The 11220-nt window shown below is 63.1% G+C and carries 12 protein-coding genes and 1 tRNA gene; 6 read left to right on the top strand and 7 right to left on the bottom strand.

Going from position 1 to position 11220, the window contains the following annotated elements; all coding sequences use genetic code 11:
* Positions 1-54 precede the first annotated feature (54 nt).
* The 4 genes from gltA to IOC82_RS16240 all read left to right on the top strand — a co-directional run bounded on the left by gltA (position 55) and on the right by IOC82_RS16240 (position 2823).
* Complete coding sequence (gene gltA, locus IOC82_RS16225; protein WP_290547241.1) at positions 55-1356, top strand: citrate synthase; 1302 nt, start codon at positions 55-57, stop codon at positions 1354-1356.
* 497 nt (positions 1357-1853) lie between these two features.
* Positions 1854-2018, top strand: coding sequence for a DUF3309 family protein (locus IOC82_RS16230; protein WP_290547242.1), 165 nt, complete (start codon positions 1854-1856; stop codon positions 2016-2018).
* Between the two features lie 197 nt (positions 2019-2215).
* Positions 2216-2419, top strand: coding sequence for a CsbD family protein (locus tag IOC82_RS16235; protein ID WP_290547243.1), 204 nt, complete (start codon positions 2216-2218; stop codon positions 2417-2419).
* Between the two features lie 224 nt (positions 2420-2643).
* Complete coding sequence (locus IOC82_RS16240) at positions 2644-2823, top strand: DUF1328 domain-containing protein (protein WP_290547256.1); 180 nt, start codon at positions 2644-2646, stop codon at positions 2821-2823.
* Positions 2824-3005: 182 nt separating this feature from the next.
* On the opposite strand, the gene fabZ is transcribed toward IOC82_RS16240, so the two are convergent.
* The 7 genes from fabZ to pyrH all read right to left on the bottom strand — a co-directional run bounded on the left by fabZ (position 3006) and on the right by pyrH (position 10194).
* The gene (fabZ, locus tag IOC82_RS16245) at positions 3006-3482 is read right to left on the bottom strand and encodes a 3-hydroxyacyl-ACP dehydratase FabZ (protein WP_290547244.1); all 477 of its coding nucleotides are present in this window, start codon (positions 3480-3482) and stop codon (positions 3006-3008) included.
* 80 nt (positions 3483-3562) lie between these two features.
* Positions 3563-5938 carry an outer membrane protein assembly factor BamA gene (gene bamA / locus IOC82_RS16250; RefSeq protein WP_290547245.1) on the bottom strand — a complete coding sequence of 792 codons (2376 nt, stop codon included), beginning with the start codon at positions 5936-5938 and terminating at the stop codon, positions 3563-3565.
* Between the two features lie 103 nt (positions 5939-6041).
* A complete protein-coding gene (gene rseP / locus IOC82_RS16255) occupies positions 6042-7190 on the bottom strand; it encodes an RIP metalloprotease RseP (protein ID WP_290547246.1) in 1149 nt (382 codons plus the stop codon).
* A gap of 110 nt (positions 7191-7300) precedes the next feature.
* Positions 7301-8149 carry a phosphatidate cytidylyltransferase gene (locus IOC82_RS16260; protein ID WP_290547247.1) on the bottom strand — a complete coding sequence of 283 codons (849 nt, stop codon included), beginning with the start codon at positions 8147-8149 and terminating at the stop codon, positions 7301-7303.
* Positions 8149-8883, bottom strand: coding sequence for an isoprenyl transferase (locus IOC82_RS16265; RefSeq protein ID WP_290547248.1), 735 nt, complete (start codon positions 8881-8883; stop codon positions 8149-8151). The genes IOC82_RS16260 and IOC82_RS16265 overlap by 1 nt, the downstream gene beginning before the upstream one ends.
* Positions 8884-8903: 20 nt before the next feature.
* The gene (gene frr, locus IOC82_RS16270) at positions 8904-9470 is read right to left on the bottom strand and encodes a ribosome recycling factor (protein ID WP_290547249.1); all 567 of its coding nucleotides are present in this window, start codon (positions 9468-9470) and stop codon (positions 8904-8906) included.
* A gap of 4 nt (positions 9471-9474) precedes the next feature.
* Positions 9475-10194, bottom strand: coding sequence for a UMP kinase (pyrH, locus tag IOC82_RS16275; RefSeq protein ID WP_290547250.1), 720 nt, complete (start codon positions 10192-10194; stop codon positions 9475-9477).
* A 351-nt stretch (positions 10195-10545) separates the two neighbouring features.
* Here pyrH and IOC82_RS16280 point away from each other — a divergent pair.
* Together IOC82_RS16280 and IOC82_RS16285 are read left to right on the top strand one after the other, a co-directional pair.
* Positions 10546-10620, top strand: a tRNA-Thr gene (locus IOC82_RS16280).
* Positions 10621-10723: 103 nt separating this feature from the next.
* Complete coding sequence (locus IOC82_RS16285; RefSeq protein ID WP_290547251.1) at positions 10724-11158, top strand: very short patch repair endonuclease; 435 nt, start codon at positions 10724-10726, stop codon at positions 11156-11158.
* Positions 11159-11220 lie beyond the last annotated feature (62 nt).

Consider the following 11220-nt stretch of genomic DNA (forward strand, 5'->3'; position numbering starts at 1 on the left):
ATGGTGCGGTGCAATAGTTCGTGACGAGAAAAAGGCAGACAATGGGAGCCCATCATGGCTGACGATCCGAAGAAGGCAGTTCTTGAGCTTGCGGGAAAGTCGGTCGACATGCCGGTCAAATCCGGCACCATCGGGCCGGACGTGGTCGACATCACCAAGCTCTATGCCCAGACCGGGGCCTTCACCTTCGACCCGGGCTTCACCTCCACGGCGTCATGCGAATCCAAGATCACCTACATCGACGGTGACGAGGGCGTGCTGCTCTATCGCGGCTACCCGATCGAGCAGCTGGCCGAGCACGGCGACTTCCTGGAGACCTGCTACCTGCTCTATTACGGCGAGCTGCCCACGCCCGCGCAGCGCAAGGAATTCGAGAAAAACATCACCTACCACACCATGGTGCACGAGCAGATGACCCGCTTCTACCAGGGGTTCCGCCGCGACGCGCACCCCATGGCGGTGATGGTGGCGGTGGTGGGCGCCATGTCGGCCTTCTACCACGACTCGACCGACGTCAACGACGCGCGCCAGCGCGAGATCGCCTGCCACCGGATGATCGCCAAGCTGCCGACCATCGCCGCCATGGCCTATAAGTACCATATCGGCCAGCCCTTCGTTTACCCGCAGAACGCGCTCTCCTATGCGGCGAACTTCCTGCGCATGTGCTTTGCCGTGCCGTGCGAGGAGTATGTGGTGAACCCAATCCTGGCGCGGGCCATGGACCGGATCTTCATCCTGCACGCCGACCATGAGCAGAATGCCTCGACCTCCACCGTGCGGCTCGCGGGCTCCTCCGGCGCCAACCCCTTCGCCTGCATCGCGGCAGGCATCGCCTGCCTGTGGGGCCCCGCCCATGGCGGCGCCAACGAGGCGGCGCTGGAAATGCTGCAGCAGATCGGCGACCCGGCCAAGGTGCCGGACTTCATCGCCAAGGTGAAGGACAAGACCTCGCACATCCGGCTGATGGGCTTCGGCCACCGCGTCTACAAGAACTATGACCCGCGCGCCAAGATCATGCAGAAGACGGCGCATGAGGTGCTGACCGAGCTCGGCATCAAGGACGACCCGCTGCTGGAAGTGGCGCACGTGCTGGAGCAGGCGGCCCTCTCCGACCCCTATTTCATCGAGCGCAAGCTCTACCCGAACGTCGACTTCTATTCCGGCATCATCCTGCGCGCGCTCGGCTTCCCCACCTCGATGTTCACCGTGCTCTTCGCGCTCGCCCGCACCGTGGGCTGGATCTCGCAGTGGAAGGAAATGATCGAGGACCCCGGCCAGAAGATCGGCCGCCCCCGCCAGCTCTACACCGGCGCGCCAAAGCGCGATTATGTTCCCATGACGAAGCGGGGGACGTGAAATCGTCAGCAGGCTGATGGTTGCGGCGTTGCGCAAGCAACAGGGAGATGAGGGGACGTGAGCCCGGTGGTTCGTTCGGAGCCGGCTTCCCCTCACCTACCCCGAATGCACCGGGGCGTCCTTATATCTCTCCCCCGGTGGGGGCCAGGAAAGACGGGCGCGGGGGCCATATGCGATAGCCCTCCCCCTTGTGGGGAGGGATTAAGGGTGGGGGTCCCCGGGCTCAGATCTTTGAGAATTGGACTCGTGGGCGCCCCACCCCTGCCCCTCCCCACGAGGGGGAGGGAAATCCTAATGGAGTCAATTGACCGCCCGCCGCTCTAGATCGCGAAATGCAAAGAGTTGCAGCGACGAGCAGGCGAGTCGTGACGCTTTTGAAGGAAGAAACTCTTCGGGGTTGCGCTCTGTTCGCGGAGACATAATTGATCTAGATCAATGCACAGCATTGGCGGACATCATAGATTTTCATATTGCGATGACATTCAGGAGCAACTTCCATGTCAATCGGCCTTATCCTCCTCATCATTCTTGTTATCTTCCTTCTCGGTGGCTTTAGCGGGTTTGGCGGTGGCCCCGGCTACGGGTATGGCCATGGCGTCAACGGCGGTCTTGGCCTTCTGCTTGTTGTTATTCTTGTCTTGGTCTTGCTGGGGAAGATATGACTTCCTGAAGCAGCTTTTTTCGATGCACGAATATACCGTTGCGATGCCGGCGCCGGCCGCCGGAAATTGACTTCGCTTCGGCCGCGAGCCGAAGTTCGATTGTGCCGTTTGGCCCACACTCCCAATTCGATTGACACCACAATCTGGAAACGGCGCCGCTCCAGAGCTTCACCAAGCGGCGTCTTATGGAGAAAGTCATGGACTGGAATCGTGTTGAAGGCAGCTGGAAGCAAGTCAAAGGCGCGGTCAAAGAGAAGTGGGGCAAGCTGACTGACGACGACCTTGACGTGATCAATGGCCGCCGCGAGCAGCTCGAAGGCAAGATTCAGGAGCGTTACGGCTTCGCGAAGGACGAAGTCCGCAAGGACATCGAAGGCTGGTATAACGACCAGAAGTGGTAATCCGCCCGTTTCCCTGTCTGACCTTTTTCCAATTTGCTCTGGGAGACATTGCAACCTGGCGGGTCAGACAGGAGACGCGGTGAACGGACTTACATAGTCGTCCGCACTCAGCAGCATCGGCTCCGGCCGGATGACATCCGGCCGCCGGAGGCGTGACGACGATGTCCGATAACTCAGAAAACATCGCCGCATTCAAGGGCGGCCAACATCAGGAGACATTGCCTATGAACTTCTCGAACCTGTTGCACTGGGCGATCATTTTCCTCATCGTGGCGCTGGTCGCTGCGCTTCTCGGATTTGGCGGCGTGGCAGGGACCGCCATGGCGGGCGCCAAGATCCTCTTCTGGGTTGCCATCATCCTTGCGGTCCTGGCATTCGCCGGCAGTCAGCTTCGGAAGTCCTGAGACGCCGCATCGCGCATTAATCCGGCTTCGCGGATGCGAGGTGACGGGCCGGTTCCGGAACGGGTGTGCGGATGTGTCCGCGCCGGAGGCGTTCGAGCAACAATTTCCAATATGCGGCGCACGCACGCATTCCATCGCCCTGCCCTCTCGCCCGATGGGGAAGACGAAAAACAATAGGACGATTATGCGCCGCGCTCGTTCATCAGCATGGCGCCGATTTCGGCTTCGGCGGCTTTCTTGCCCTCGACCATGGCCTCGGCCCAGTATTTCCACACCGGCGGGCGCTTGTGGGTGAGTTTGACATGAATGTGCACGCTGTCACCCGGCGCCACAGGCTTCCGGAAGCGGGCCTTTTCGATCGACATGAAAAAAACGAGCTTGCCGGCGTGCTCGTCGCCCAGGTGATTGAGAACGAGAGCGCCTGCCGTCTGCGCCATGGCCTCGATCAGCAGCACGCCGGGCATGACGGGGCGGCCGGGGAAATGGCCCTGGAAGAAGGGCTCGTTCATGGTGACGTTCTTGACGGCGACGCCGCTCTCCTCGCCATTCATGTCATACATGCGGTCGATGAGCAGGAAGGGATAGCGGTGCGGCAGCAGCTTCATGATGCGCGCGATATCCGCCGTCTGCAGGTGCGGCGCTGCCGCGGTCTCGGTCATTGCCGGTCTTGTCTCCCAAAGAGGCAGCGGCCGGCCCAGCGGCCGGCCACGAGTGTCTTAGGCTGTGCCGCGCCGTCCGTCTAGAAGGCGGTGCCGACCGAGAAGCGGAAATACTCCGTCTTATCGCGCTCGGCCTTCAGCAGCGGATAAGCCGCCTCGAAACGCAGCGGGCCGAAGGGCGAGGACCAGATCACGCCCGTGCCGACCGACAGGCGGAAGGCGGCGGAGTCATAGCTGGTGCAATTACTGGCCTTGGAGCCCAGCGGCAGCTTGTTGTTGCCATAGGAGCAATCGCCTTGCCCCGCGAGAACGGTGTCGACGCCCGAGTCGAAGACCGTGCCGAAGTCGGTGAACGCCTCGCCAAGGACGCCCCACTGCTCGGGCAGGCCGATGGGGAAGGTCATTTCCAGCGTGCCGATGGCATAGGTCTTGCCGCCGACCGCGTCGGTGCTGCCGCTGTTGCCGCGCTGGCGCGGACCCACGCCGGCCGGCTGGAAGCCGCGGAATGTGTCGCCGCCCTTGAAGAAGCGGTCCTGCAGGCGGACATTGTCGCCGTTGAAGGGCAGAATCTGACCCGCGTTGCCCTCGATTTTCAGCACCACGGCGTCCTCGTAGACCGGCAGGAAGTACCAGCCATGGGCCTCCAGCTTGCCGTAATGCACGTCGCCGCCGAGACCCGCGAGTTCACCCTCGAGCTGGCCGCGGAAACCGTTGGTCGGGCGCACCGGGTTGTCGAGATTGTCCCAGGTGTAGGAGGCCATGACGGCCGACTTCGTCGACTCGCCCACCGACTCGATGACCGCAGGCGAGGCCTGGGCCTTGTTGATGCCGTTTACGTCCCGCCAGGTGAAACCGTATCTGAAGCTGATGCCGCTGTATTCGTCGATACGGAATCCGGTGCGCAGCGCGAAGCCCAGCATCTGGCTGTTGTAGTTCGACTCCTGCTGGTTGTCGACGTTGGTGGCGAAGACGTCGAAGCCGGCGGAGACCGGCAGCCCCATGAAATAGGGGTCTGTGAAGCTCAGGGTGACGTTCTGGCGATACCAGCTGCCGGACACGTTCACCTTCACGTCATAGCCCTTGCCGAGGAAGTTGCGCTCCTGCAGCGACACCGAGCCGACGATTTTTTCCTGCCTCGCATAACCGAGCGAGAAATTGACCGAGCCTGTGGACTTTTCCTGCACCACGACGGTGAGCACCACGCGGTCGGGCGCGGAGCCTTCCGACTCCTGGAAGTCGATCTTTTCGAAATAGTCCAGCGCGGTGAGGCGGCGGCGGGCGCGCTCGATGACGACGCGGTTGAAGGCGTCGCCCTCGAAGAGATTGAGTTCGCGGCGGATGACCTCGTCCTCGGTGCGGTAGTTGCCGACGATGTCGATGCGCTCGATATAGGTGCGCGGACCCTCGACGATGTTGTAGGTGATGTTGAGGCTCTTGTCGCCGGCGTCGCGCGCAATATCCGGGTTGACCCGGGCGAAAACGAAGCCCTGGCGCGCCGCCTCGAGGGTGAGCTGTTCGACCGTCTTGTCGACCTTGGTGGCGTCGAAGTAGTCGCCAACCCCGGTCTTGACCTTGGCGATGAGATCCTTGGAATCGAGCTGCGCATCGCCGACGTTAACGGCCACATCGGCCACCTTGTAGCGCGGGCCCTCGTCGATGGTGAAGGTTATTATGAAGCCGTCGCCTGACGGGGTGAGAACCGCTTCGGCCGAGATCACCTGCACATCGGCGAAGCCGTTCCTAAGGTAATAGCGGCGAAGCAGTTCCTTGTCGTATTCGAGGCGGTCTGAATCGTATGTGTCGTTGCGGTTGTAGAAACGCCACCAGGCATACTGCTGGGTGCCGATGACGCTCTTGAGCTGACCGGCGCTGAAAGCATTGTTGCCGACGAAGTCGATCTGCCTGACCTTGGTCTCGCCGCCCTCGTTGATCTCATAAACGAGGTTCACGCGGTTTTCGGGCAGGCGGATGATCTTGGGCGAGACCTTGACGTTGTAATAGCCGGCGCGGCGATAGACGGCGATGATGCGGTTAACGTCGGAAAGGACCTTCGCGCGCGTGAACATCATGCGCTCCCTCAGTTCCACTTCCTTCGCCAGGTCGGTGTCCTTGACCGCCTTGTTGCCCTCGAAGTTCACCTCGTTGACCATGGGGTTTTCATCGACCTTGACCACCAGCGTGTTGCCACTGCGGGTGATCTGAACGTCGGAAAACAGGCCGGTCTGGAACAGCGCCTTGACCGACTCGTCGACCTTTTCGGGCGTGGCGTTCTGCCCGCGGCTGACCTGCACATAGGAGAGGATCGTGTCGCTCTCGATGCGCTTGTTGCCCTCGACGACGATCGCGGTGACAACGTCCGCATAGACTGCCGTTGCGGCAACTCCTGGCGCGGCGACCGGGGCGAGAACACTCAGAACAAAGGCCAGGAAAGCAACGAATACAAACTTATAACGCATCAATTGGCCATTTCCGCTCGCGCGGCGTCCCGTCAGCATCCGAGTCGCCGGGAAGGGTTTTACCCACCCTGCGGTGCATTGCAATTGAAACCTTCCCACGCACTCACCCACCCAGCCACACCGTCGCCACCCGCATGATATCGTTCATGGTGCCGACCAGCATGAGCATGATCACCAGCGAGAAACCAATGCGAAAACCCCACTCCTGCGCGTTCTCGCCCAGGGGCTTGCCCCGCACCGCCTCGACGGCGTAGTAAACAAGGTGACCACCATCGAGCATAGGAATTGGAAAAAGGTTAAGCAGACCGATACTGACCGACAAAAAGGCAATCACCATAATGTATTGCCAGAAGCCGCCGGAAGCCGCGTCGCCCGCCGCCTTGGCAATGGAGATGGGACCACCGAGCTGGTCGGCGTTCTCGCGCCCGGTGAACAGCTTGCCGACATAATCGAGGGTGGCGTGCACGATGAACCAAGTGCGCTCGATGCCGCCTTCGATGGCGGCCACCGGCCCCAGCCGCTCAGAGAAGACCGGCCCCATCGAATCGCTCTTCACGCCGAGGAGGCCCTTGCGCACCTTGCCGCCGAAACCGTCTGGTTCCTCGTGCAATTGCGGCACCACGGTGAGGGTGAGTCTCTCGCCGTTCCTGTCCAGCTCCACCGTCAGCGCTTCGCCGGCCCTGGTCATGACCGCCATTTGCATGTCGGCGAAGTCGCGCATGCGCGCGCCGTCGATCGAGACGATCATGTCGCCCGCACGGATGCCGGCCTTCTCCGCCGCGCTGCCTGGCAGCACCACGTCCGCCCTGGGCGGAATGACCGGCCGCCCCACGATCATGAAAGCGCCGGCAAAGATGGCGATGGCGAGAATAAAATTGGCGATCGGGCCTGCGGCCACCACCGCCGCGCGCTGCCACACCGGCTTGCCGTGGAAATTTCCGGGATCCTGCTTGGCGCGCGCCAGTGCCTCCGCATCGGGCAGGCTGGCGGCATTGGCATCGCCGCGGAAACGGACATAGCCGCCGAGCGGCAGCCAGGCCACCTTCCAGCGCGTGCCCTTGCGGTCGTTCCAGCCGAAAATTTCGCGCCCGAACCCGATGGAAAAGGCCTCGACGTCGACCCCGCACCAGCGCGCCATCAGGAAGTGGCCGAGCTCGTGGATGAACACGATGATGGTGAGCCCCACGAGGAAGGGAATGGCATAGACGGCGAACGTGCTCAGCGGCAGGTGCAGCAGTTCAGACAGGTTCATTTTCCACTTCCCCGGCCCGCCAAGGGGCCGTCATTGTTAACGGTCATGTCCCTCGCGCCCTGACCCGGCACAGGACGGGAGCAATACGGCAAGATTTCGGCCAAATCCGGTCACCAGACCAGGATTCCGGCCCCCGCATGGCCAATCCCGGCGCGCAGCGCGCCAATGAGGGCCGCCGCGGTGGCCACCGCAACGAGCCCGTCCACCCGGTCGATGACACCGCCATGGCCGGGAATGAGCCGGCCCGAATCCTTTACCCCGTAATGGCGCTTCATAGCCGATTTGAACAGGTCGCCACCCTGCTCCACCAGCGCCAGCAAGGCTGCCACCACAAGCAGTATCCACAAGCCGGAGAGGCCCAGAACCAGGCCGGTGCCAAGTGCCGCCAGCGCACTGCCCGCCATGGCGCCACCGAGGCCCGCCCAGGTCTTCTTCGGCGAGATTCGCGGGGCAAGCTTCGGGCCGCCGATGATGCGGCCCGCGAAATAGGCCAGCGTATCCGCCGCCCACACCATCAGCATCACCAGCACGATGGCGGCGGCGCCGCAGGCGGGATCGTCCCGCAGCACCACCAGCGCAATGGGCGGCAGCGACACATAGGGAACGCCCAGATAGCGCCAGACCGGCCCATCCGGCTGCTCGCGGCGCGCCACGAGGATGGACAGCAGGCTCAGCACGGCTATGGCGGCAAGCCCGCCCGCCAGCCCGATGTCGAGCGGCAGCAGCGCGCCGCACAGGGCGCCCGCGGCGTGCAGCGCGAATTGCCGCGGATTGCCGTTGTGGACGATCGCCACCCACTCCTGCGCCATCAGGATGCCGATCAGCGCCACGAAGAGGTGGAACCAGATGCCGCCCGCCCACACATCCGCCAGCACCGCCGGGATCAGCACGGCGGCGGAGAGCGCCCGGACGCCCAAATCGCCCCATTTTGCCACGGGCGGCGAGGGTTCGGCAGCCATCAGGCGGTCTGCGCTTTGAGGCCGCCGAAGCGCCGGTCGCGCCCGCGGAAGATGCCGATGGCGCGGGCCAGGCTCTGGCCGTCGAATTCCGGCCAGTATTCGGGCAGGAACACGAATTCGGTGTAGGCGCATTGCCACAGCAGGAAGTTCGAGATTCTCTGCTCGCCGCCGGTGCGGATGAGGAGGTCCGGATCGGCCAGGCCCGCGGTGTCCAGCTCGCCGGAGATCAGCTCCGGCGTGATCGCGGCGGGCGCCAGAAGGCCCTCCGCCACCCGTGCGGCCAGCGCTTGCACCGCGCGGGCGATTTCCTGGCGGCTGCCATAATTGAAGGCGATGACCAGCTTGAGCCCGGTGTTGCCGCGCGTCAGCGCCTCCGCCTCCTCGAACATGGCGCGCAGGCCCGTTTCCAGCCCGTCACGCCCGCCGATGATCATGACGCGGACATTGGCTTGGTGAAGCTCGGCCACGTCGGTGCGGATGAAGCGGCGCAGCAGTTCGAGCAGAAAGCGCACCTCCGCCTGGGGCCTCGACCAGTTCTCGGTCGAAAAGGAATAGAGGGTGAGAACCCGCAGGCCCTGCTCGGCCGCCGCCCGCACCGTGCGGCGCAGCGCCTCCACCCCCTGGCGGTGACCGGCCGAACGCGGCAGGCCGCGCGCAGTTGCCCAGCGGCCGTTGCCATCCATGATGATGGCGACGTGGGCAGGCGTGCCGTCCGGGCCGGGGCTGGCTGACATGGGAGGGGGCCGCCTGCGCCTCAGACCTGCATGATCTCTTGTTCCTTGTGCTTCAGCGCCTGGTCGATGTCCTTGATGGCGTCATCGGTCATCTTCTGCACCTCGTCGGCCTTCTTCTTGTGCTCATCCTCGCTGATGAGATGGGCTTTTTCGAGTTGCTTCAGGTGGTCCATGCCGTCGCGGCGCACGTTGCGCACGGCCACGCGGGCCTTTTCGGCGTAAGTATGGGCGACCTTGACCAGCTCCTTGCGGCGCTCCTGGGTCAAGTCGGGCATGCGCAGCCGGATCACCTGGCCCTCGGTCTGCGGATTAAGACCGAGGTTCGAGGCGCGGATCGCCTTTTCGACGGCGATGACGAGGCCCCTGTCCCACACGTTGATCTGCAGCATGCGCGGCTCCGGCGCCGAGACGGAGGCGACCTGGGCCAGAGGCATGTTGGCGCCATAGGCATCGACATGGACGGGCTCCAGCAGGCTCGCGGAGGCGCGGCCGGTGCGCAACCCGCCGAAATCGTGCTTCAGCGCGTCAACCGCGCCATGCATGCGGCGCTTGATGTCCGCCGCGTCGAAAGCCTGGGGCTGGGCCATGGGGTCAATCCTTCGTCACCGTGGTAAACAGCCCGCCGCCGTTCACCACTTCGAGCACGGCGCCGGGCTTTCTGATCGAGAAGACCACTACCGGAATCCCATTGTCCCGCGCAAGGGCAATGGCGGCGGGGTCCATGATGCGCAGGTCCCTGGCCAGAATCTCGCCAAACGTGATCCGGTCATAGCGGCGCGCCGAGGGATCGGTCTTGGGATCGGCGGAATAGACGCCGTCAACACTGGTGCCCTTGAACAGCGCGTCGCAGCCGAGCTCGGCCGCGCGCAGCGCCGCCCCGGTGTCGGTGGTGAAAAAGGGAAGCCCGGTGCCCGCCGCGCAGATGATCACCCGGCCCGCCTCGAGGTGGTGAATGCCCTTGGCGCGCGAATAGGTTTCGCACACCGTGGGCATGGCGATGGCGGAGAGCACGCGCGCGTCCATGCCCTTGTGCGTCAGCACCCCCTGCATGGCCAGCGCGTTCATGACGGTGGCCATGATGCCCATGTGATCGGCCGACACCCGGTCCATGCCCTTCGCCGCCCCGGCAACGCCCCGGAAGATGTTGCCGCCGCCGATCACAAGGGCCAGCTGCACCCCCGTGCGGGCCACCGCCAGCACCTCGTCGGCCAACCGGCCAACCGTGTCAAGATCGATGCCATAGGGCTGGCCGCCCATCAGAACTTCGCCGGAAAGCTTGAGGAGGATACGCTTGTAGGTGGAAGTGGACATGACACCCGGACCGCTGCTGAGACGCCGGCACTTTAGAAGCCGCCAACCGATTCGTCACAAGCCGTGGCGGAGAGCCACCTCTTGCCTGTTGCCACGGGGGTCGAGGCGTTCTAGAGCAGTTTTGGTCGCATTTTCGACGGTCAACCGGCGCCCACTTGACCTGAAAATGCTTTGACCACTCCCCACCGCCTGCCAGCCGCAGGCGGCGGAGCGAAGGCCGGATTAGCTCAGCGGTAGAGCAGCGGTTTTGTAATTGGTGGGTCTGTAGGCGATAAGACGAATCGGATCATGCGCTTATGCAGCGTGCGGTTCGAGCGAGTACCGAATAGGCACCGAACGCGGTGTCAGAGGGCCGGATTAGCTCAGCGGTAGAGCAGCGGTTTTGTAAACCGAAGGTCGGGGGTTCAATCCCCTCATCCGGCACCAGTTCTTTAGCCCGCAGCCGCTTTACCCGAAGCCGAAGCTGGAAAGATCCGCTTCTAAGCGACAAGCTGGCCGGCGGTAGCCGTTCTGCTATGTTTCGGCTGAAATGGCCGATTTCATCTCCAAAGAAGCCCGCAGCAGGATCATGCGTAGCGTGAAGGGCAAAGACACGCGACCGGAGCTCAAAGTTAGGTCGTTGCTTCATCGCCTTGGCTATCGCTTCCGGCTGCATCGCAATGACCTTCCGGGCAAGCCGGATATCTGTCTGCCGCGTCACAAGGTCGTCATCTTTGTCCACGGTTGCTTTTGGCATCATCACACGGATTGCCCAGGCGGTCGTCTGCCAATGTCGAACCGAGAATTCTGGGAGACGAAGATCGCCCGGACAATGACTCGCGATGAGAGCGCCACAGTAAGCCTCGAAGCCTTGGGCTGGACCGTAATTGTCGTGTGGGAGTGCGATCTAGAGCATCGGGTGGTCAGATTGAATCTGAAGTCTTCCCAAATCAGTTCTGGAGTGATTCAAGGTAAGCGGAGGTGACCGCCATGCCTAAACCGCTATCGAACGATCTGCGCTTGCGTCTGGTTGAGTGTGTTGAAGCC

The organism is Aestuariivirga sp., assembly GCF_020252395.1.
Classification (GTDB): domain Bacteria; phylum Pseudomonadota; class Alphaproteobacteria; order Rhizobiales; family Aestuariivirgaceae; genus Aestuariivirga.

What these genes read in the sequence shown, in the direction of transcription:
- IOC82_RS16240 (WP_290547256.1), top strand. Translation starts at nt 2,644, where the DNA reads ATGAACTTCTCGAACCTGTTGCACTGGGCGATCATTTTCCTCATCGTG.
- frr (WP_290547249.1), bottom strand. Translation starts at nt 9,470, where the DNA reads ATGGCCCAGCCCCAGGCTTTCGACGCGGCGGACATCAAGCGCCGCATG.
- IOC82_RS16235 (WP_290547243.1), top strand. Translation starts at nt 2,216, where the DNA reads ATGGACTGGAATCGTGTTGAAGGCAGCTGGAAGCAAGTCAAAGGCGCG.
- IOC82_RS16230 (WP_290547242.1), top strand. Translation starts at nt 1,854, where the DNA reads ATGTCAATCGGCCTTATCCTCCTCATCATTCTTGTTATCTTCCTTCTC.
- pyrH (WP_290547250.1), bottom strand. Translation starts at nt 10,194, where the DNA reads ATGTCCACTTCCACCTACAAGCGTATCCTCCTCAAGCTTTCCGGCGAA.
- bamA (WP_290547245.1), bottom strand. Translation starts at nt 5,938, where the DNA reads ATGCGTTATAAGTTTGTATTCGTTGCTTTCCTGGCCTTTGTTCTGAGT.
- rseP (WP_290547246.1), bottom strand. Translation starts at nt 7,190, where the DNA reads ATGAACCTGTCTGAACTGCTGCACCTGCCGCTGAGCACGTTCGCCGTC.
- IOC82_RS16260 (WP_290547247.1), bottom strand. Translation starts at nt 8,149, where the DNA reads ATGGCTGCCGAACCCTCGCCGCCCGTGGCAAAATGGGGCGATTTGGGC.
- fabZ (WP_290547244.1), bottom strand. Translation starts at nt 3,482, where the DNA reads ATGACCGAGACCGCGGCAGCGCCGCACCTGCAGACGGCGGATATCGCG.
- gltA (WP_290547241.1), top strand. Translation starts at nt 55, where the DNA reads ATGGCTGACGATCCGAAGAAGGCAGTTCTTGAGCTTGCGGGAAAGTCG.
- IOC82_RS16265 (WP_290547248.1), bottom strand. Translation starts at nt 8,883, where the DNA reads ATGTCAGCCAGCCCCGGCCCGGACGGCACGCCTGCCCACGTCGCCATC.
- IOC82_RS16285 (WP_290547251.1), top strand. Translation starts at nt 10,724, where the DNA reads ATGGCCGATTTCATCTCCAAAGAAGCCCGCAGCAGGATCATGCGTAGC.